Genomic DNA, 20,599 nt, shown 5'->3' with positions numbered 1-20,599 from the left:
CATCGCAAAGACAAAAACAGCGCGCGGTGCGCGTTCTGTTACCTTAATGATAATTTAACATACTCTGAACATACGGCGCTTTATGATTGTATTCTCCTCGCTACAAATCCGACGCGGCATCCGCGTCCTGCTGGACAACGCCACGGCGACGGTTAATCCAGGTCAGAAGGTCGGCCTGGTGGGCAAAAACGGCTGCGGCAAATCCACGCTGTTGTCGCTGCTGAAGGGCGAGATCGCGGCGGACGGCGGCAGCTTCACCTTCCCCGGCAACTGGGCGCTGGCCTGGGTCAACCAGGAGACGCCGGCGCTGGACGTGCCGGCGATCGAGTATGTTATCGACGGCGACCGCGAGTTTCGCCAGCTTGAAGCCGAGTTGCAGGCGGCCAACGATCGCAACGACGGCCACGCCATCGCCACCCTGCACGGCAAGCTGGACGCCATCGACGCCTGGACCATCCGTTCCCGCGCCGCCAGCCTGCTGCACGGCCTCGGCTTCTCCAACGAACAGCTGCAAAGCCCGGTGCGCGACTTTTCCGGCGGCTGGCGCATGCGCCTCAACCTGGCGCAGGCGCTGGTGTGCCGTTCCGATCTGCTGCTGCTCGACGAACCGACCAACCACCTGGATCTCGATGCGGTGATCTGGCTGGAGCGCTGGCTGAAAAGCTATCCCGGCACGCTGGTGCTGATCTCGCACGACCGCGACTTCCTCGATCCGATCGTCGACAAGATCCTGCATATCGAACAGCAGACGATGAACGAGTACACCGGCAACTACTCGTCGTTCGAACGCCAGCGCGCTACCAAGCTGGCGCAGCAGCAGTCGCTGTATCAGCACCAGCAAGAGAAAGTGGCGCACCTGCAAAGCTATATCGACCGTTTCCGCGCACAGGCCACCAAGGCCAAACAGGCGCAGAGCCGCATCAAGATGCTGGAGCGCATGGAGCTGATAGCCCCGGCGCACGTCGACAACCCGTTCACCTTCAGCTTCCGCCCGCCGGAAAGCCTGCCGAACCCGCTGCTGCGCATGGAAAAAGTCAGCGCCGGGTATGGCGATAAAGTGATCCTGAAGTCAATCAAGCTGAACCTGGTGCCCGGCTCGCGCATTGGCCTGCTCGGCCGCAACGGCGCCGGGAAATCGACGCTGATCAAACTGCTGGCCGGCACCCTGGAGCCGCTGAGCGGCGAGATCGGCCTGGCGAAAGGCATCAAGCTGGGTTACTTCGCCCAGCATCAGCTGGAATTTTTGCGCGCCGACGAATCGCCGCTGCAGCACCTGAGCCGCATCGCCCCAAGGGTGCTGGAGCAGCAGCTGCGCGACTATCTGGGCGGTTTCGGCTTCCAGGGCGACAAGGTCAGCGAAATGACCGAGCGTTTCTCCGGCGGCGAGAAGGCGCGGCTGGTGCTGGCGCTGATCGTCTGGCAGCGCCCGAACCTGCTGCTGCTCGATGAACCGACCAACCACCTGGATCTCGACATGCGTCAGGCGCTGACCGAGGCGCTGATCGATTTCGAAGGCGCGTTGGTGGTGGTATCGCACGACCGTCACCTGCTGCGCTCCACCACCGACGATCTGTACCTGGTGCACGATGGCCAGGTCGAGCCTTTCGAGGGCGATCTCGACGATTATCAGCAGTGGCTTGTCGACCTGCAGCGCCAGGAAAGCCAGCAGGACGCGCCGGAAAAAGAGAGCGGCGGCAACAGCGCGCAGGCGCGCAAGGATCAAAAACGCCGCGAGGCGGAGTTCCGTACGCAAACCCAACCGCTGCGCAAGCAGATCGCCAAGCTGGAACAGCAGATGGAAAAACTGGGCGCCGAACTGGCGGCGGTGGAGGAACAGCTGGCGGATCCCGCGCTGTACGACATCAGCCGCAAGGCCGAGTTGACCGACTGCCTGCAAAAGCAAAGCCAAGCCAAATCCGCGCTGGAAGAGACGGAAATGACCTGGCTGGATGCGCAGGAACAGCTGGAGCAGTTAACGCAGGCGTTCGAAGCCTAAGCCTCAGGCCTTGTAAAAAGGTTTATCCCCCAGAATGGTCGCGCGGTGCATGATGCGCCGCTGCGGCAGATAATCCGCGTTGGCGTAGTGCTGCGTCACGCGGTTATCCCAGATCGCCACGTCATTTTCCTGCCAGCGCCAGCGCACCTGAAACTCCGGCTTAGTGATGTGAGCGAACAGGAAATTCAGTAAAGCATCGCTCTCCTTCGGCGCCACATCCACGATCCGCGTGGTGAACCCTTCATTGACGAACAGCGCCTGTCGGCCGCTGACTGGGTGAGTGCGCACCACCGGATGCAGCAGCGGCGGGTTTTTCTGCACCGCCAGTTGCCAACGCTGGTGTTCTTCTTCGCTACCGCGATGCTTGTGCTCCGGGAACGACTTGGTGAAGTCATGCTCTGCGCGCAACCCCGCGAGCAGCGTTCTGAACGGCGCCGACAGCGCTTCGTAGGCCGCGATGCCGCTGGCCCACAGCGTATCGCCGCCGGTGGCAGGCAAGGTCTTGGCCGCCAGGATCGCGCCCAGCGGCGGGTTCTCGATAAAGGTCACGTCGGTGTGCCAGTTGTCGTTGTCCGGCGGATTGTCGTCGTGAGTATCGAGCACGATGATCTCTTCCACGTCGGTGGCGTGCGGATAGACCGGATGGATATGCAGATCGCCGAAGCGCCCGGCCAGATCGCGCTGCTGCAACGGCGTGATCGGCTGGTTGCGGAAGAACAGCACCTGATGCTTGAGCAACGCATGATAAAGCTGTTCAAACTGGCCGTCGCCCAACGGCCGGGCCAATTCGACGTTTTCCACCAGCGCCCCGATGTAAGGCCCCAGCGGGGTGATATTCAGACGTTCGTTCATTGCTGTACTCCATGCCACGGGGTCAATCGGCGCTGCAGGGCGCGCAGCCCCAGCTCCAACCCAAATGCAATCACCGCAATCACGCCGATGCCGGCCAACACCACGTCGGTCGCCAAAAACTCGCCGGCGGATTGCACCATAAATCCCAGGCCGCGCGTGGCGGCGATCAGTTCGGCGGCCACCAGCGTCGACCAGCCGACGCCCAGCCCGATGCGAATGCCGGTCAGGATCTCCGGCAGCGCGCTCGGCAGCACCACGAAACGCAGCACCTGCCAACGCGTGGCGCCCAACGCGCGGGCGGCGCGCACTCGTACCTGCGCCACGCTGCGCACGCCGGCCACGGCGGAGAGCGTCACCGGCGCGAAGATCGCCAGATAAATCAGCAAGATTTTCGAGGTCTCGCCGATGCCGAACCAAATCACCATCAGCGGCAGATAGGCCAGAGGCGGCACCGGACGATAGATCTCAATCAGCGGATCGAGGATGCCGCGCACCGTGTCGTTCAGCCCCATGGCGATGCCCACCGGAATACCGACGATCACCGCCGCCAGCAGCGCCACCAAAATGCGCCCCAGGCTGGCCGCCAGATGCTGCCATAGCGTGGCGTCCATAAAGCCTTGCGGGCTGGCGATGGTGATCAACTGGTGCAGCACCTGCTGCGGCGCCGGCAAAAACAGCGGGCTGATCAGCTGCAGCGCCGTCACGCCCCACCAGACGATCAACACCGTCAACAGCGTGGCGCCGCTCAACCAAACGTTGCGCGGCACGCTGAAACGGCGCGCCGCTTTGCCCTGCGGCTGGGCTGCAGCCTTCAGAGTGGAATGCAGGCTCATAGCAAGGCCTCGCGCTGTTGGAAAACTTTGCCCAGCACATATTCGCGCTGAGCGATAAATTCAGGATCGGACTTGATGGCGCGGCAGGCTTCGCCGTCGGCATAGCGCTGGCCGAAGTTCAGCGACAGCCGCTCCACCACCTGCCCCGGCCCCGGCGACAGCAGTAACAGTTCACTGGCGAGGAACACCGCCTCTTCGATATCGTGGGTGATCAGCAGCACCTGTTTGCCGGTATCTCGCCAGATGGTTAGCAGCAGCTCCTGCATCTGCTCGCGCGTGAACGCGTCCAGCGCGCCGAACGGCTCATCCAGCAACAGCAGACGCGGATCGGCGGCCAGGGCGCGGGCAATGCCGACGCGTTGGCGCATGCCGCCGGAAAGCTGCCAGATGAAGTGCTGTTCATAGCCTGCCAGCCCCACGCGCTGCAGCATCTGCTCCGCCACCTGGCGGCGCTGCGCCTTGCCGATGCCGGCCAGCTGCAGGCCGAACTCAACGTTGTCCACCACGTTACGCCACGGCAGTAAGCCCTCATGCTGGAACACCACGCCCCGTTCGGCGCCCGGGCCGTGAACGGGCGTTCCATCCAGCGTGATGCTGCCAGCTGAAGGCTCGATAAACCCGGCGATCAAATTCAGCAGCGTGGTCTTGCCGCAGCCCGATGGGCCGAGCACCACCACCAGTTGCCCGGCGGCGATCTGGAACGACACGTCACGCAGCGCGGGCCGCCCCTGATACTCTGCTGAAAGATGATTGACGTTTAGCATCCTGCTTCCTTACGACTGCGGCGCAGCCTGCACCTGTTTCACAAAACGGTCGGTGACGTAAGCGCTGTAGTCGCTGTCGACCTGCGGGATCTTGCCCTGCTGCTTGAGGAATTCGGCGGTATCGCGGATTGCCTTGTCCACCGGCTGGCCGAGTTGGGCAACCTGATCGGCCACCGGCAGATATCGGTTCCCCTTCACCAGTTCCGGCACCTGCGCTTCCGGCACGCCGCTCAGGCGCGCCAGCGTGCTGAGATGGCTCGGATCTTTCAGCCACTGTTCCGGCGCCGCCAGGTAGGCCTTTTGCGCCTGCAGGGCGCTGGCGGCAAAGGCGGTTACTACGTCGGGATGTTTCTCTGCGAAGTCTTTGCGCACCACCCACACGTCCAGCGTCGGCGAGCCCCATTCGCCCACCTGCGCGGAGTCGGTCAGCACCTTGCCCTGTTTGGCCAGTTCGTTGACCACCGGCGCCCAGACGTAAGCGCCGTCGATGTCGCCGCGCTGCCAGGCGGCGGCGATGGCCGGCGGCTGCAGATTGAGGATCTTCACCTGTTCAGGCTTGATGCCCCAATGTTTGAGTGAAGCCAGCAGGCTGTAATGGGTGGTGGAAATAAACGGCACCGCAATGCGCTTGCCGATCAGATCCTGCGGGCTTTTGATGTCATTTTTCACCACCAGCGCTTCGGAGCTGCCGAGCTGCGAGGCGATGAGGAACACTTCGATGGGGAGTTTCTGGCTGGCGGCCACCGCCAGTGGGCTGGAGCCGATATTGCCGATCTGCACATCGCCGGAGGCCAGCGCGCGCAGCACGCTGGAACCGCTGTCGAACTTACGCCAGTCCACGGTCGCGCCGGACTGTTTGGCGAAGCTGTTTTCCGCCTGCGCCACCTTGGCCGGCTCCGCCGACGTCTGGTACGCCACGGTCACGTCCACCGCGTAGGCGCTGGCCGCGCTGAGCGACAACGCCAGCAGCGCCGCGTTGCGTAAAGAAAAGAGTTTGCCCGCCATGTTCCGCTCCGTTGATAACAATCTGTTCAGTTGCTGACAGTTTTATCTGAGCGATGACGGGCGATAAAAGAATAAAAAAGTCTTCTTTATTACCTTAGGTAATATTAAAGCGAATCACAGCACGATCGTCCCACGCAGGAACACGTGAGCGTAGCCCCCTAGCAGCGTGCGGTCCCCTTGCAGTTCGCAGAACAGCTCGCCGCCGCGCGCCGAAATCTGCCGGGCGTGCAGCCGATGGCGGCCGAGACGCGCCGTCCAGTAAGGCATCAACGTGCAATGCGCGGATCCGGTCACCGGATCCTCGCCGCCGTCGAGTGTGAAATAGCGCGAAACGAAGTCCACGGTGTCACCCGGCGCGGTGACGATCACCGCGCGGCCGGCCAATGCGATCAGCGCCGGGATGTCCGGCCGCAGCGCGCGCACCTGCGCCTCATTTTCCACCACCACCAGCAGCGCTTTCGCCTGCCACACTTCCTGCGGCTGCACGCCCAGCAGCGCCGCGAGGCCCGCCGGTTCGGCGACTTTCTGCGGCGGCCTGGCGGGGAAATCAAGCACCAGCCGCTCCCCGTCCCGCTCATCGCGCTTGACGAACAGCTCGCCGCTGGCCGAACGGAAGCGAATATCCTTCAGCGCCGGGTTAACCGCGCTGAACATCACATGCGCCGCCGCCAGCGTGCCGTGGCCGCAAAGATCGACCTCACGCTCCGGGGTAAACCAGCGGATGGCGGTCATGTCGCCGTCATCCCAGACAAAGCTGGTCTCCGGCAGGCCGATCTCGTTGGCGATTGCCTGCAGCCGCTCCGTCGGCAGTGTCTGCGTCAGCAGGCAGACCCCGGCCGGGTTGCCGCGCAGCCCCTCACCGGTAAAGGCGACCACGTGATAATAGTTTTCCGCCATCGTTCCGCTCCTTAATGCCAAATCAGTAATACACAGGCTGCAGTCAGCAGCCCCATGGAAACGTTGAAGATAACCCAGGCCTTTTTACTGCGCAGCAGGCGGCCAATCAGGGTGCCGAACGCCAGCCAGATAATGCCGGCGACGATGTTCACCACCACAATGCCCAGCGCGATCGCCGCAATGGAACCGTTGTACTTATCGCCCGCCAGGCTGAAGCTCGCCACCGCCCCCAGCGCCATCAGCCAGGCTTTCGGGTTGAGGAACTGCAGCAGCCAGCCCTGATACAGCCGCACCGGCTGCGGTGGCGACTTTCCACGCCAGCCACAGCAGGTACAGGCTGCCGAGGATTTTCAGGATCAGGTGCAGCGACGGGTAGACCAGGATCAGGCTGCCGACGCCGAACGCCACCAGCAGCAAGATGCTTTGCATGCCGAGCATGATGCCGACCATCAGCCACAGCGATCGCATAAAGCCGAAGTTAGCGCCGGAGGTGGTCAGCAGCAGATTATTGGGGCCAGGCGTGATGGCGGCGACCCACAGGAAGCCCAGCATCGAAAGGAATAAACTCGGTTCCATGGCACGGGTGCTCCTCACCCAAGGCGCTTTTTTGCAGTATCATTGATAATTCTTGGTATTGAAGCTAACAGTGCGCTAGAGATCTCACAATAGCCGCCCACAACATTTTACTCAGCCTATGCCTAACACCTTTCGCCCTCTGACCGGGGCCAGTAACCCGCACCTGCAAACGCTGTTGCCGCGGCTGGTGCGCCGCCGCGTGTTATTGAAACCGCATTGGCAACGGCTGGAATTGCCCGACGGCGATTTCGTCGATCTCGCCTGGAGCGAGGATCCGGCGCAGGCGCCCGACAAACCGCGTGCAGTGCTGTTTCATGGCCTGGAAGGCAGCTTCTACAGCCCCTACGCGCACGGCCTGCTCAACGCCTGGCGCGAGCGCGGCTGGCTCGGGGTGGTGATGCACTTTCGCGGCTGCAGCGGCGTACCCAACCGCAAGCAGCGCATCTACCACTCCGGTGAAACCGAAGACGCGCGTTTCTTCCTGCGCTGGCTGCGCGACAGCTACGGTGAGGTGCCAACCGCGGCGGTAGGCGTTTCGCTCGGCGGCAACATGCTGGCCTGCTATCTGGCGCAGCAAGGCGCCGACAGCCTGCTGCAGGCGGCGGTGGTGGTCTCGGCGCCGCTGATGCTGGAACCCTGCGCCTACCGCATGGAGCAAGGCTTCTCCCGCGTTTATCAGCGCTACCTGCTGGGGCAGCTGAAACAAAACGCCACCCGCAAGCTGTTGCACTACCCGGACACTCTGCCGCTCAAACTGTCACAGCTGAACGGGTTGCGACGCATTCGCGAATTCGACGACGCCATCACCTCGCGCATTCACGGCTTCAGCGACGCCACCGACTATTATCGCCGCTGCAGCGCCCTGCCGCTGTTGCCGTCTATCCAGACGCCGCTGCTGATCATCCATGCGAAGGACGACCCTTTCATGACCCCTGAGGTGATCCCCGACGTCGCCGGCCTGCCGCGCAATATCGAATATCAGCTGACTGAGTTCGGCGGCCACGTCGGCTTCGTCGGCGGCACGCTGAAAAAACCGCACATGTGGCTGGAGCATCGCATTCCGGCCTGGCTTTCCCCTTATCTGGACATTCCGACGTGATTATTCCCTGGCAAGAACTGGCAACCGACACCCTGAACAGCCTGATCGAATCCTTTGTGCTGCGCGAAGGCACCGATTACGGCGAACACGAACGCTCGCTGGAGCAGAAGGTGGAGGACGTGCGCCGCCAGCTGAAAAACGGCGAAGTGGTGCTGGTGTGGTCGGAACTGCATGAGAGCGTCAACATCATGCCGCGCGGCCAATTCCGCGCCGGGCAGGAAGAAATTTAGTGGCGCCCGGTTCTATGACTGACGGAAAAAATCAGGTAACAATGGGACATTGCAAACCAGCACGCGCCATTTTTTCCTGACATAGAGAGCGTCAACAAGAGCCACAATAATCCCCTGACGCCGGCGCATTCAACACGGAGTGACAACCATCATGTCTGCCAAACATCCCGTTATCGCGGTGACCGGTTCCAGCGGCGCCGGCACCACCACCACCAGCGTGGCGTTCCGTAAAATCTTCCAGCAGCTCAATATCCGCGCCGCCGAACTGGAGGGCGACAGCTTCCACCGCTATACCCGGCCGGAAATGGACGCGGCGATCCGCAAGGCGCGCGATCTGGGCAGACACATCAGCTATTTCGGCCCCGAGGCCAACGACTTCGGCCTGCTGCAGCAGAGCTTTATCGACTACGGCAAAAACGGCACCGGCCGTTCGCGCAAGTACCTGCACACCTACGACGAAGCGGTGCCCTACAATCAGGTACCGGGCACCTTCACCCCGTGGGAGCCGCTGCCGGCGCCGACCGACGTGCTGTTCTACGAGGGGTTGCACGGCGGCGTTGTCACCGAGCACCATGACGTGGCCAAACACGTCGATCTGCTGGTCGGCGTGGTGCCGATCGTCAACCTGGAGTGGATCCAGAAGCTGATCCGCGATACCGGCGAACGCGGCCACTCCCGCGAAGCGGTGATGGATTCGGTGGTGCGCTCGATGGAAGACTACATCAACTACATTACGCCGCAGTTCTCGCGCACCCACATCAACTTCCAGCGCGTGCCGACGGTGGACACCTCCAACCCGTTCGCCGCCAAGGCCATTCCCTCACTGGATGAAAGCTTCGTGGTGATCCACTTCCGCGGCCTGGACCAGATCGACTTCCCCTACTTGCTGGCGATGCTGCAGGGATCGTTTATCTCGCACATCAATACGTTAGTGGTGCCGGGCGGCAAAATGGGGCTGGCGATGGAGCTGATCATGGCGCCGCTGGTGCAACGGTTGCTGGAAGGCAAGAAGATCGAATAAATGCGTTGAGCGCGGCGCCGGCCGCGCTCCGCCTCGATTACGCCGGTTGGCGGATCTCGAAGCTGTGGGTTACCGTGGCGGCCTTGTTGAGCATCAGCGCCACCGAGCAGTATTTCTCCGCCGACAGGTTCACCGCACGTTCGACGATCTTGTCGGTCAGATCCTGGCCGGTCACGATGAAGTGCAGGTTGATATGGGTGAACAACCGCGGGGCTTCTTCGCGGCGCTCGGAGGTCAGCTTCACCTCGCAGTCGCGCACGTCGTTGCGCCCCTTTTGCAGGATGGATACCACGTCGATCGCGCTGCAGCCGCCCACCGACATCAGCACCATCTCCATCGGGCTGGGCGCTTTATCACCGGCGTTGCCGTCCATCAGCACCTGGTGGCCGGAGGCCGATTCACCCAAAAACGTTAACCCTTCCACCCATTTAACTCTTGCCTGCATTCTGGTCACTCCGGTTGATTTCTTAAAATCAGAGTACGCTTTCGCATAGAAACAGGCAACGTAACCTGATGCTAATCATGCTGAAGCGAGACAACACGAGACACCCGCCTTACTCTGTGCTACAAACAGAGCCGCAATAAATCTTTCCGGGACACTGCATTTCAGGGAAACGCCCAGAGAAAGGCTCCTTTACCGGTATGTTAACAGAATGTAGCTTGCAGCGCTTACGGCAAGTTAATATGCTAGAGCGACAGCGTATTTTTATGACACGCCTCAAAACTTGCCGGTAGCCCTCGCTCATAACTGCGGCTACAGGCGGGTTTTACAGGGAACTCTGACCCCTGTGACACAAGGCAGCGATAACAACAGAGGATAACAGCGAATGGTTCTCGGCAAACCGCAAACAGACCCTACTCTCGAATGGTTCCTGTCTCATTGCCATATCCACAAATATCCATCGAAGAGTACGCTGATTCACCAAGGTGAAAAGGCCGAAACGCTTTACTACATCGTGAAAGGCTCCGTCGCGGTGCTGATCAAGGATGAAGAAGGTAAAGAGATGATCCTGTCCTACCTCAACCAGGGGGATTTCATCGGCGAGCTCGGATTGTTCGAAGAAGGCCAGGAGCGCAGCGCCTGGGTTCGCGCGAAAACCGCCTGTGAAGTGGCCGAAATTTCCTACAAGAAATTCCGCCAGCTGATCCAGGTGAACCCGGACATCCTGATGCGTCTGTCCGCCCAAATGGCGAGCCGCCTGCAGGTCACCTCCGAAAAAGTGGGCAACCTCGCCTTCCTGGACGTGACCGGCCGCATCGCGCAAACCCTGCTGAATCTGGCGAAGCAACCTGACGCCATGACTCACCCGGACGGCATGCAGATCAAGATCACCCGTCAGGAGATCGGCCAGATCGTCGGCTGCTCGCGTGAAACCGTTGGCCGTATTCTGAAAATGCTGGAAGATCAAAACCTGATTTCCGCCCACGGCAAAACCATTGTCGTCTACGGCACCCGTTAATCCCCGAAGAAACGGCGCAGTCTGCGCCGTTTTTTTATCTGCTCTCTGCCATGTGGCGCCGCCTGATCTACCACCCGGAAATCAACTACGCACTGCGACAAACGCTGGTGTTGTGCCTGCCGGTGCTGTTCGGCTTGTTAATAGGCCAGCTGCAGCTCGGCCTGATGTTCTCTCTGGTGCCCGCCTGCTGCAATATCGCCGGTCTGGACACGCCGCATAAGCGCTTCTTTAAACGGCTGATCGTCGGCGGCTCGCTGTTCGCCTTCAGCAGCGTGCTGCTGCAACAGGCACTGCTGTGGCACGTGCCGCTGCCGGCGCTGATGCTGGGCCTGGCGCTGCTGCTCGGCGTCACCGGCGAAATCAGCCCGCTGCACGCCCGGCTGTTGCCGGCGGCGCTGGTGGCCGCCATTTTCGCCCTCAGCACGGCCGGCACGGTACCCCTCTGGCAGGCGCCGCTGCTGTACGCGATCGGCACCGTCTGGTACGGCTTATTCACCTGGTTCTGGTTCAAGCTGTGGAAAGAACAGCCAATGCGCGAGACGCTCAGCCAGCTCTATCTGGAGCTGGCTGACTATTTCGAAGCCAAATACTCGTTGCTGACCCAGCACACCGATCCGCAAACCGCGCTGCCGCCGCTGCTGGTGCGCCAACAAAAGGTGATGGATCTGATCAGCCTTTTATACCAACAGCTCAATTTCCTGCCGCACGCCAACAACCTCGAACAAAAGCGCCTGCAGCGCGCCTTTCAGGTGGCGATGGATCTGCAGGAGCACATCACCGTCAGCCTGCATCTGCCGGAGGAGGTGCAAAAACTGGTGGAGCAGAGCCAGGCCGAAGCGATCATTCGCCGCAACGCTCAGGTGATCGCCGGCCGGCTGCGCGTGGTGGCGCACGATATTCTCTACCATCAACATTCGAAGCGCTTCTCCATGAGCCACGAACTGGCGGCGCTGGAAAAAATGGCGGCGCAGCATCCCGATAACCCGGTCGGCCAGTTTTGTTATTACCACTTCAGCCGCATCGCTCGCCTGCTGCGCACCCAGCATCCGCTGTACCGCCGCGACCTGATGCCCGGCCAGCACCGCCTGCCGTTTTGGCCGGCGCTGGCCAGCTACCTGTCGTTCAAATCCACCGCCCTGCGCAACGCCGCGCGGCTGGGGGTGACGCTGGCGGTCGGCAGCAGCCTGGGTGCGGTTTTCAACCTGCCGAAGCCTTACTGGATCCTGCTCACCATCATGCTGGTGAGCCAAAACGGGTATAACGCCACCCGGGTGCGTATTCAGCACCGTGCGCTGGGCACGATTGCCGGGCTATTGCTGGCGGCCGGGCTGTTGCAGCTGCAGCTGCCGGAAGGAGAAACGCTGAGCATCATGCTGGTGATCACGCTGCTGGCCTACCTGGTTTCGCGCAAGAACTACGGGCTGTCGGTGATTGGCTTTACGGTCACGGCGGTTTACACCCTGCAGCTGCTGGCGCTGAACGGCTCGCATTTTCTGGTGCCGCGTCTGATCGATACGCTGATAGGCTGCGTGCTGGCGTTCGGCGGCACCATTTGGCTGTGGCCGCAGTGGCAAAGCGGGCTGCTGCGCAAGAATGCCCATCAGGCGCTGGAGAACGATCAAGCCGCGCTGCGGCTGATGCTGAAGCAGCCGGAACCGGATGCCACCGCGTTGGCCTATACCCGCATGCAGGTCAACCAGGCGCACAATGCGCTGTTCACCTCGCTCAATCAGGCGATGCAGGAGCCGGGGTTCGCGTCGAATTATCTGGCGGACATGCGGCTGTGGGTCACTCACAGCCAGTTCATCGTCGAACACCTGAACGCCATGACCATTCTGGCGCGCGAGCACTACATGCTGACGCCGAAACTGGCGGAAGCCTATCTGCAAACCTGTGAAATTGCGCTGCAAAGCTGCCAGCAGCGGTTGGAATACGACGGCCCGAGCAGTGACAACAGCGGCATCATGCAGCCGCCGGATCTGCATCCGGACATGCCCGTCACCGAGATGGAACGTCATTTGCGGCGCATTTTGTCGCACCTGAACGTGATGCATACCATTTCGTCGCTGGCCTGGCGCCAGCGCCCACACCACGGCATCTGGCTCAAGCGCAAACTGCGCGATCAATAAGGGCGCGGCATGCCGCGCCCCGTTATTCGCCGCACGAGCTTCAGGCGTTGATCACATCCTGCACCGCCAGCTCGAACAGCGCCATGCCGGCCTCGATGTCCTGCAGCTCCACCACCAGCGACGGCGCAAAGCGGATCACGTTCGGCCCGGCGTTGAGGATCATCAGCCCACGCGCGGCGGCAGCGGTGAGGAAATCGCGCGCTCTGCCGTGATAATGCGGCGTCAGTTCGGCGCCGATCAGTAACCCCATGCCGCGAATGGCGGTGAAAATACCGTATTTATCGCCGATATCCTGCAAAGTCTGCACATACAGCGCGTGGCGCTGTTCGATGCCGCTCAGCACTTCCGGCGTATTGATCACATCCAACGCCGCCTCCGCCACCGCGCAGGCCAGCGGGTTGCCGCCGTAGGTGGTGCCGTGAGTGCCCACCTGCATCACCGACGCAATCTCTTCGGTGGTCAGCATGGCGCTCACCGGGAAACCGCCGCCCAGCGCCTTGGCGGTGGTGAGAATGTCCGGCGTCACGCCATAATGCATATAGGCGAACAGCTTGCCGCTGCGCCCCATGCCGCTTTGCACTTCGTCGAACACCAGCAGCGCCTGATGTTGGTCGCACAGCTCGCGCACGCCTTTGAGGAAGCCGGCGTCGACCGGCGTAATGCCGCCCTCGCCCTGAATCGGCTCCATCACCACCGCGCAGGTGTGGTCGTCCATCACCGCTTTCACCGCCGCCAGATCGTTGAACGGCACGTGCACGATGTCGGCCGGCTTTGGCCCGAACCCGTCGGAGTATTTGGCCTGCCCGCCCACCGACACGGTGAACAGCGTGCGGCCGTGGAACGCGTTATAGAAAGCGATGATTTTGGTTTTATAGGGGCTGTGGCGGGTGATGGCGTAATGACGCGCCAGTTTGAACGCCGCTTCGTTGGCCTCTGCGCCGGAGTTGGCGAAGAACACCCGATCGGCGAAGGTGGCGTCGATCAGTTTGCTCGCCAGGCGCAGCGCCGGTTCATTGGTAAAGACGTTGCTGGTATGCCACAGAGTCTCACCCTGACGTTTGAGCGCCTCGACCAGCGCCGGATGGCAGTGCCCCAGCGCCGTTACCGCGATGCCGCCGGAAAAATCGATGTACTCTTTTCCCTGCTGATCCCAGACCCGGCTGCCTTGGCCGCGCACCGGCACAAACTGGGCGGGTGCATAAACAGGCAGGATAACCTGGTCAAAGGTGCTGCGGCTCACTGCGGATTTTCCAGTCATTTTTTCGGCTCCACCCTGAAGGTTTTTCAGCGCTATCGTAATGTTAGATTGAAAACATAATCACGAAATATGCATAAAAAACCAATCAAGCGCAAACGCAAAACGCCCGACGAGCGAAAAAAACGCATCGGGATTAACGGTTGAGGAAGTTATCCAGCAGCTGATGGCCCTGCTCGCTGAGCACGCTTTCCGGATGGAACTGCACGCCTTCCAACGCCAAAGCGCGGTGGCGGATGCCCATGATCTCGTCGCGCACGCCGTCGCGTTCGCTCCAGGCGGTCACTTCAAAGCAGTCCGGTAGCGTATCGGCTTTCAGCACCAGCGAGTGGTAACGTGTCACGGTCAGCGGATCGCTCAGGCCACGGAACACGCCGACGCCCAGATGGCGAATGGCCGACGTTTTGCCGTGCATCACCGCGCGGGCGCGCACCACCTCGGCGCCGAACGCCTGCCCCAGCGCCTGGTGCCCCAGGCACACGCCAAGGATCGGCAGTTTGCCGGCGAAATGACGAATGGCGGCCAGCGAGATACCCGCTTCGTTCGGGGTGCAGGGGCCGGGGGAAATCACCAGATGCTGCGGCGCCAGCCGCTCGATAGCGGCCAGCTGCAGCTCATCGTTGCGCTTCACCACCACCTCGGCGCCCAACTCGCAGAAGTACTGGTAAAGGTTATAGGTAAAGGAGTCGTAGTTATCGATCAGCAGCAGCATGTCAGGTCCGGCAGAGAAAAACGCCGCCATAGTTTACTGATTTAACCCGCCGCTGCCGACGATAATTTCCGCTTACTTTTTACGGCCGCCGGTGATCGAGCCCAGCACGCCGCGCAGGATCTGGCGGCCGAGATCGCGCGCCATGCTCTTGGCGGCGGTCTGGACGATGCCGTCGCGTTTGCCGCCGCGCGGGCCGGTGGAACCGAACAACAGCTCGTTCAAACCATCCATCAGGCCGCCGCCCGCCTGCTGTTGTTGCTGTTGCGTCTGCGGTTGTTGCCCCTGCTGCGGGGTGCCGATGGTGGCGAAACCGCCCGACGACAGCTTCTCGTAGGCGGACTCGCGGTCAATCATGTCTTCATAGCGGCCATACAGCGGCGACTTGTTGATCGCGCTGTTCAGCCCTTCCGCGCCAAGCATGCCCATTTTGGATTCCGGCGCGATGACCATCGCCCGCTCCACCACGTTCGGCCGGCCCTTCTCGTCGAGGAACGACACCAGCGCTTCGCCCACGCCCAGCTCGGTGATCGCCGTTTCGGCATCGAAGGCCGGGTTGGCGCGCAGGGTTTGCGCCGCCGTCTTCACCGCCTTCTGATCGCGCGGGGTAAAGGCGCGCAGCGCATGCTGCACGCGGTTGCCCAACTGGCCCAGCACGCTGTCCGGGATGTCCAGCGGGTTCTGGGTGACGAAGTAAATGCCGACGCCTTTGGAGCGGATCAGACGCACCACCTGTTCAATCTTGGTCAGCAGCGCCGCCGGTGCATCGTTGAACAGCAGGTGCGCTTCATCGAAGAAGAACACCAGCTTCGGCTGTTCAGGGTCGCCCACTTCCGGCAGGTGCTCAAACAGCTCGGCCAGCAGCCACAGCAGGAACACCGAATACAGCTTCGGCTGATTGATCAGCTTGTCCGCCGCCAGCAGATTGATCACGCCGTGGCCGTTGGCGTCGGTTTTCATCAGATCGTTGATGTCCAGCATCGGCTCGCCGAAGAACTGATTGGCCCCCTGCTCTTCCAGCGTCAACAACCCGCGCTGAATGGCGCCGATAGAGGCGGCAGAGATATTGCCGTACTGGGTTTGGAATTGTTTGGCGTTGTCGCCGACGAACTGCACCATGGCGCGCAGGTCTTTCATGTCCAGCAGCAGCAGCGCATTGTCATCGGCGATTTTGAACACCAGCTGCAGCACGCCGCTTTGCACCTCGTTCAAATCCAACAGGCGCCCCAGCAGCAACGGCCCGAGATCGGAAATGGTGGCGCGGATCGGGTGGCCTTTTTCACCGTAAATATCCCACGGGATAATGGTGCAGGCCTGCGGTTGCCAGTCGGTGACGCCAATCGCCGCCAGGCGCGCCTGCAGTTTTTCGGAAGGCACGCCCTCGGCGCCGATGCCGGACAGATCGCCCTTCACGTCCGAGAGGAACACCGGCACGCCGATGCGTGAGAACTGTTCGGCCATTTTCTGCAGCGTCACTGTCTTGCCGGTGCCGGTTGCCCCGGTGATCAAGCCGTGGCGGTTGGCCAACGCCGGCAAAATCACCAGATCCTGTTCCGGTTTTCCGTCTTTCATCGCTTTGGCGATAATCCGTGGTTCACTCATTTTCTGTTCCTTTGACGCTGACCGCGGCGCGAAACGCGCCTGTTGATGCAATAAAGCTATAAGCGCCGCGTAACCCCGTCAAGGACAAACAAAAAGGGCACCGTCGGGGCCTGATGAATTCAGATTGCGCTTAGCGTCAGAGCGTCTTTGCTTGAACAATAAAGCACCAGTGTTATAGTGAGCATTACGCTGTATATACGAGGTAAATACCATGTCTGAATCTACCGTGGTAATCCGCGTGGATGACGAGTTAAAAACCGCTTTCGCCAGCGCGGCAAAGGCCGCCGATCGCACGGTTTCGCAACTGCTGCGCGATTTCATGCGCGAGTTTGTCAGCCGCCAGGCGCAGCAGGAAGAGTACGACCAGTGGTTAAAGGAAAAGGTCGAGGTGAGCCGCAAGGCGTTGCGTGAAGGCAAGTTCGCCGACGATGAAGAGGTGGCTGCTTATTTCGCCGAACGCAGAGCTAAATCAACGCAATAAAACACAAAAGGACTTTTGTGAAACTGACATGGACGGTACCCGCCCTCGCCGATCGTCTGGCGATTTATGAATGGTTGGAACTTAAAAATTCGGCCGCCGCCGCAGAAAATGATGCAAAAATCGCTGACGCGGCGGCACGCCTCGTGCATCATCCCACCAGCGGGAAAACGGGTCGGATAGGCGGCACGCGCGAGCTGGTCATCTCCCCGTCCTATCTGTTGGTCTATGAATTGGCGGCTCAACGCGTCATCATATTGGCCATCGTGCATACTCGCCGCCGGTGGCCGCCGGCATAGTCACCCCCGTAGCCCCAGTTGCTCCTTCAGCGCCTTCAAATAGCGCCGGCTGACCGGCACCGGATCGCCTGCCGACATGATCATCTCTGCCGCACCGCCCTCTTCGAAGCGGATCTCGCGCACCTGCTCCAGGTTGACCAGATACTGCCGATGGCAGCGCACCAGCGGCGTACGGCTTTCCAGCGTGCGCAGCGTCAATTCGGTGAAACACTCCATGCCGTCGCTGCGCACCACGAATACCCCGCTCAGCTTGGAACGGATCGCCAGCACTTCATCGAACCGCAGCAGATAGATGCGGCTGTGGCCGGTGCAGGGAATGTATTTCAAGTAACCGGCGCTCTCATCCAGCGCCGTCACATCCTGCGGCGCACTGCGCTGCCGCAGGCGTTGCAGCGTCTTGCTCAACCGCGTCGGCTCCGCCGGCTTCAGCAGATAGTCGAAGGCGTGCTCCTCAAATGCCTGCACCGCGTATTCGTCGTAGGCGGTCAGAAACACGATGTGCGGCATACGGTTGGGATCCAGCATGCCGACCATTTCCAGCCCGCTGATACGCGGCATTTGAATATCGAGAAACACCACGTCCGGCTGCAGCCGATGGATCTGGCTGATGGCTTCGATGGCGTTGGCGCACTCGCCGATAATCGAGATCCCCGCTTCAGCTTCCAGCAGGTGGCGCAGGTTGTCGCGCGCGGAAGGTTCATCGTCAACAATCAGTGCGTTTAACATCAGGCTGCCCTCTCCATAGGGACATTAAGCGTAATGCGGGTGTAGGCGTCCGGTCGGCAATCCACCTGCACGCCATAGCCTTCGCCGTAGCGCACGCGAATGCGTTTATCCACCAGGTTCATCCCCAGCCCGCTGCAGTTCGGTTTCGGCTGGAACAGCCCGGCGTTGTCCGTCACCTGCAACAGCAGATGCTCGCCTTCGCAGCAGGCGCCGATTTCGATGCGGCCCACGCCCAACAGATGCGAGGTGCCATGCTTGATGGCATTCTCGACGATCGGCTGCAGCGAAAACGCCGGCAGCCGCGCCGCCAGCAGCGCCTCCGGCAGCGATACCGCAATCTCCAGCCGATCGGCGAAGCGCGCTTTCTCTATCTGCAGGTAGGCGTTCACATGTTCAATTTCGTCCGCCAGGCTGACTTCGTCATCCGAGCGCTTGAGGTTTTTACGAAAGAAGGTCGAGAGGGACTGCACCAGATCGCAGGCGCGCTCGCCATCGCGGCGGATCACCGCCACCAGGGTATTCAAGGCATTGAACAAGAAATGCGGATTGACCTGCGCATGCAGCAGCTTGATCTCCGACTGCGCCAGCAGCTGCTTGTGGCGCTCGTACTGTCCGGCCATGATCTGCGCCGACAGCAGGCTGGCGATGCCTTCGCCCAGCGTACGGTTGATGGTGCTGAACAGCTGGCTTTTCGGTTCATACAGCTTGATGGTGCCGATGACCCGCTGGTTTTCGCCGCGCAGCGGGATCACCAGCGTCGATCCCAGCTTGCAGGCCGGATTGATCGAGCAGCAGTAAGAGAGTTGATTGCCGTCGGCGTACACCACCTCGTTGTTGTCGATGGCGCGATGCGAATGCACCGAGGCGATCGGCGTGCCCGGCAGGTGGTGATCGTCACCGATGCCGATAAACGCCAGCAGCTTGTCGCGATCGGTGATCGCCACCGCGCCGATGCCCAGCTCCTGATAAATCACCCGGGCGACCTTCATGCTGTTTTCCTGATCGAACCCCTGCCGCAGGATGCCCTCGGTGCGCTCGGCGATCTTCAACGCCTTGGAAGAGAAAGCGCTGGTGTATTTCTCGAACATCGCGCGCCTGTCCAGCAGGATTTGCATAAACATCGCCGCGCCGACGGTATTGGCGATCATCATCGGCAGCGCGATGTGTTCCACCAGCTGCAACGCCTCGTTATAAGGGCGCGCCACCGCCAGAATGATCGCCATCTGCAGCACTTCCGCCACCAGCGCCACGCCGCCGACGAACAGCGGATTGAACAGCAGCTCGATGCGCCCCCGGCGCATGGCGATGCTGTGTACGATGCCGCCGACCAGCCCTTCGGACACGGTGGAGATCGCGCAGGCCACGTCGGTCATGCCACCGAGCGTATACCGGTGCAGGCCGCCGGTCAGCCCGACCAGAAAGCCCACCGACGGCCCGCCCAGCAGCCCGCCCAGGACCGCGCCTATCGCGCGGGTATTGGCGATCGAATCCTGAATATGCAGCCCGAAATAGGTGCCCATGATGCAGAACACCGAGAAGATCACGTAGCACAGCAGCTTGTGCGGCAAGCGAATGGTCACCTGCATCAGCGGAATGAACAGCGGGGTTTTGCTCAGCAGATAGGCGATAACGAGATAGACGCACATCTGCTGCAACAGCAACAGCACCTGGTTAAATTCATACATGGCAGCAACTCATCCAGAGACAACAAAGGGCGAACGCCGGATTTCCGGTCTGGTTATTGTCTGCCGATTAGAGCATGGGGCGCGGGAGAAAACAGTGATGAAGGCAAGGCTTCGGGAGGAAGGACGGCCGACCCCAGCGGGATCGGCCAAAAAATTTACGGCAGCACCTTGGCCGACAGAATCACCACCGGCTTGGTCGGCACATTCTGGTAAGGGCCGACGTTGCCGGTCGGCACCTGAGCGATCTTGTCCACCACATCCATGCCTTTCACCACTTTGCCGAACACGGCGTAGCCGAAGTCGCGCTGGCCGTGATCCAGGAAGGCGTTATCCGCCACGTTCAGGAAGAACTGGCTGGTGGCGCTGTCCTTGTCGGCGGTGCGCGCCATCGAGATGGTGCCGCGCAGGTTGCGTAGGCCGTTGTCGGCTTCGTTCTTGATCGGCGCCTTGGTGGATTTTTGCTGCATGTCAGCGGTGAAACCGCCGCCCTGGATCATGAAGCCCGGGATCACGCGGTGGAAAATGGTGTTGTTGTAGTACCCGCTGTTCACGTAATCGACGAAGTTCTGGGTGGAAACCGGTGCCTTCTGGCTGTCGAGCGCCAATTCGATATTCCCCGCCGAGGTCGTCAGCATGACATGGGTCTCACCGGCGGCGAGTGCGGCTGGTGCCACTGCGGACAGGGAACACAGCGCGACGAAGGTCACTAAAGTACGTTTGAACATTAACGGATCCTTTCTCTGAGAGACAAACAACGGAAAAGCGCTTTGATTCTAAAGAGCTGTATCGGCAAGTGCCAGCCATTTACCTATATTTACCCAATTACGGGACATATCCTAGGCGGCCCTGAATTTTGCTGCGGAAAGTATGGGCGCAGAAGGCTTTTTTGCCAACCGCATCACGCATTTTTTGCCCCGTGCCGCCCTGGGGCGGTTTTTGCGATCTGCCTCCCAGTTTGCACACGCATTGTCGTTACTCTATAT

At 61.0% G+C, this 20,599-nt stretch carries 20 protein-coding genes and 1 pseudogene; 8 read left to right on the top strand and 13 right to left on the bottom strand.

All coding sequences use genetic code 11. The features are described 5' to 3' along the window. The first annotated feature begins 82 nt into the window (after positions 1-82). Positions 83-1,996 (top strand): ABC transporter ATP-binding protein, encoded by a 1,914-nt coding sequence (locus ACMGF7_RS09535; RefSeq protein WP_015379276.1) that lies wholly within the window; start codon positions 83-85, stop codon positions 1,994-1,996. Between the two features lie 3 nt (positions 1,997-1,999). Here the strand turns inward: ACMGF7_RS09535 and tauD are convergent, their stop codons facing one another. The 6 genes and pseudogenes from tauD to ACMGF7_RS09505 all read right to left on the bottom strand — a co-directional run bounded on the left by tauD (position 2,000) and on the right by ACMGF7_RS09505 (position 6,923). Continuing rightward, positions 2,000-2,848, bottom strand: coding sequence for a taurine dioxygenase (tauD, locus tag ACMGF7_RS09530; RefSeq protein WP_004930389.1), 849 nt, complete (start codon positions 2,846-2,848; stop codon positions 2,000-2,002). After that, positions 2,845-3,681 carry a taurine ABC transporter permease TauC gene (gene tauC, locus ACMGF7_RS09525; RefSeq protein ID WP_033631937.1) on the bottom strand — a complete coding sequence of 279 codons (837 nt, stop codon included), beginning with the start codon at positions 3,679-3,681 and terminating at the stop codon, positions 2,845-2,847. Before tauC ends, tauD begins: the two co-directional genes overlap by 4 nt. After that, a complete protein-coding gene (tauB, locus tag ACMGF7_RS09520) occupies positions 3,678-4,445 on the bottom strand; it encodes a taurine ABC transporter ATP-binding subunit (RefSeq protein WP_004930385.1) in 768 nt (255 codons plus the stop codon). Before tauB ends, tauC begins: the two co-directional genes overlap by 4 nt. A gap of 9 nt (positions 4,446-4,454) precedes the next feature. Continuing rightward, positions 4,455-5,450, bottom strand: coding sequence for a taurine ABC transporter substrate-binding protein (gene tauA, locus ACMGF7_RS09515; protein WP_004930383.1), 996 nt, complete (start codon positions 5,448-5,450; stop codon positions 4,455-4,457). Positions 5,451-5,564: 114 nt separating this feature from the next. Next, complete coding sequence (locus tag ACMGF7_RS09510) at positions 5,565-6,347, bottom strand: PhzF family phenazine biosynthesis protein (RefSeq protein ID WP_049240525.1); 783 nt, start codon at positions 6,345-6,347, stop codon at positions 5,565-5,567. A gap of 11 nt (positions 6,348-6,358) precedes the next feature. Beyond that, positions 6,359-6,923 (bottom strand): annotated as a pseudogene (locus tag ACMGF7_RS09505) (LysE family translocator). Between the two features lie 118 nt (positions 6,924-7,041). Here ACMGF7_RS09505 and ACMGF7_RS09500 point away from each other — a divergent pair. The 3 genes from ACMGF7_RS09500 (at position 7,042) to ACMGF7_RS09490 (ending at position 9,273) form a co-directional block, all read left to right on the top strand. Further along, positions 7,042-8,022, top strand: coding sequence for a hydrolase (locus tag ACMGF7_RS09500; protein WP_277496856.1), 981 nt, complete (start codon positions 7,042-7,044; stop codon positions 8,020-8,022). Beyond that, positions 8,019-8,252: a YheU family protein gene (locus ACMGF7_RS09495; protein WP_004930376.1), complete on the top strand. Its 234-nt coding sequence runs from the start codon at positions 8,019-8,021 to the stop codon at positions 8,250-8,252. Before ACMGF7_RS09500 ends, ACMGF7_RS09495 begins: the two co-directional genes overlap by 4 nt. A gap of 151 nt (positions 8,253-8,403) precedes the next feature. Further along, the gene (locus tag ACMGF7_RS09490; protein WP_004930374.1) at positions 8,404-9,273 is read left to right on the top strand and encodes a phosphoribulokinase; all 870 of its coding nucleotides are present in this window, start codon (positions 8,404-8,406) and stop codon (positions 9,271-9,273) included. A gap of 37 nt (positions 9,274-9,310) precedes the next feature. Here ACMGF7_RS09490 and ACMGF7_RS09485 read toward each other — a convergent pair whose 3' ends face one another. After that, the gene (locus ACMGF7_RS09485; protein ID WP_004930372.1) at positions 9,311-9,718 is read right to left on the bottom strand and encodes an OsmC family protein; all 408 of its coding nucleotides are present in this window, start codon (positions 9,716-9,718) and stop codon (positions 9,311-9,313) included. Between the two features lie 382 nt (positions 9,719-10,100). Here ACMGF7_RS09485 and crp point away from each other — a divergent pair, with 382 nt between their 5' ends. Both crp and ACMGF7_RS09475 read left to right on the top strand, forming a co-directional pair. After that, a complete protein-coding gene (gene crp, locus ACMGF7_RS09480) occupies positions 10,101-10,733 on the top strand; it encodes a cAMP-activated global transcriptional regulator CRP (protein WP_004090925.1) in 633 nt (210 codons plus the stop codon). A gap of 50 nt (positions 10,734-10,783) precedes the next feature. After that, a complete protein-coding gene (locus ACMGF7_RS09475) occupies positions 10,784-12,862 on the top strand; it encodes a YccS/YhfK family putative transporter (RefSeq protein WP_044029976.1) in 2,079 nt (692 codons plus the stop codon). Between the two features lie 40 nt (positions 12,863-12,902). Here ACMGF7_RS09475 and argD read toward each other — a convergent pair whose 3' ends face one another. The 3 genes from argD to ACMGF7_RS09460 form a co-directional block, all read right to left on the bottom strand. Continuing rightward, positions 12,903-14,120 (bottom strand): bifunctional acetylornithine/succinyldiaminopimelate transaminase, encoded by a 1,218-nt coding sequence (gene argD, locus ACMGF7_RS09470; RefSeq protein WP_273875364.1) that lies wholly within the window; start codon positions 14,118-14,120, stop codon positions 12,903-12,905. 133 nt (positions 14,121-14,253) lie between these two features. Continuing rightward, positions 14,254-14,829, bottom strand: a complete 576-nt coding sequence (locus ACMGF7_RS09465; RefSeq protein ID WP_273875363.1) for an aminodeoxychorismate synthase component II — start codon at positions 14,827-14,829, stop codon at positions 14,254-14,256. Between the two features lie 72 nt (positions 14,830-14,901). Continuing rightward, on the bottom strand, positions 14,902-16,428 hold the full coding sequence (locus ACMGF7_RS09460; RefSeq protein ID WP_004930359.1) for a helicase HerA-like domain-containing protein: 1,527 nt from the start codon (positions 16,426-16,428) through the stop codon (positions 14,902-14,904). Between the two features lie 211 nt (positions 16,429-16,639). Between ACMGF7_RS09460 and ACMGF7_RS09455 the strand changes: the two genes are divergently transcribed. Both ACMGF7_RS09455 and ACMGF7_RS09450 read left to right on the top strand, forming a co-directional pair. After that, the gene (locus ACMGF7_RS09455) at positions 16,640-16,909 is read left to right on the top strand and encodes a hypothetical protein (RefSeq protein WP_197764002.1); all 270 of its coding nucleotides are present in this window, start codon (positions 16,640-16,642) and stop codon (positions 16,907-16,909) included. Positions 16,910-16,926: 17 nt separating this feature from the next. Continuing rightward, positions 16,927-17,205: a type II toxin-antitoxin system RelE/ParE family toxin gene (locus ACMGF7_RS09450; protein WP_420286422.1), complete on the top strand. Its 279-nt coding sequence runs from the start codon at positions 16,927-16,929 to the stop codon at positions 17,203-17,205. Here ACMGF7_RS09450 and btsR read toward each other — a convergent pair whose 3' ends face one another. From btsR to ppiA, 3 genes are all read right to left on the bottom strand, one after another. Beyond that, positions 17,206-17,931: a two-component system response regulator BtsR gene (btsR, locus tag ACMGF7_RS09445; RefSeq protein WP_004930351.1), complete on the bottom strand. Its 726-nt coding sequence runs from the start codon at positions 17,929-17,931 to the stop codon at positions 17,206-17,208. Further along, positions 17,931-19,616 carry a sensor histidine kinase gene (locus tag ACMGF7_RS09440; protein ID WP_004930349.1) on the bottom strand — a complete coding sequence of 562 codons (1,686 nt, stop codon included), beginning with the start codon at positions 19,614-19,616 and terminating at the stop codon, positions 17,931-17,933. The genes btsR and ACMGF7_RS09440 overlap by 1 nt, the downstream gene beginning before the upstream one ends. A gap of 155 nt (positions 19,617-19,771) precedes the next feature. Beyond that, positions 19,772-20,341: a peptidylprolyl isomerase A gene (gene ppiA, locus ACMGF7_RS09435; protein WP_015379288.1), complete on the bottom strand. Its 570-nt coding sequence runs from the start codon at positions 20,339-20,341 to the stop codon at positions 19,772-19,774. Positions 20,342-20,599 lie beyond the last annotated feature (258 nt).

Origin of the sequence: Serratia sp. BNK-17, from assembly GCF_048684935.1 — a bacterium.
Taxonomy (GTDB): domain Bacteria; phylum Pseudomonadota; class Gammaproteobacteria; order Enterobacterales; family Enterobacteriaceae; genus Serratia; species Serratia nematodiphila.
Note: the sequence above shows the minus strand (reverse complement) of the source record. Positions and strands in the feature narration are given on the sequence as shown.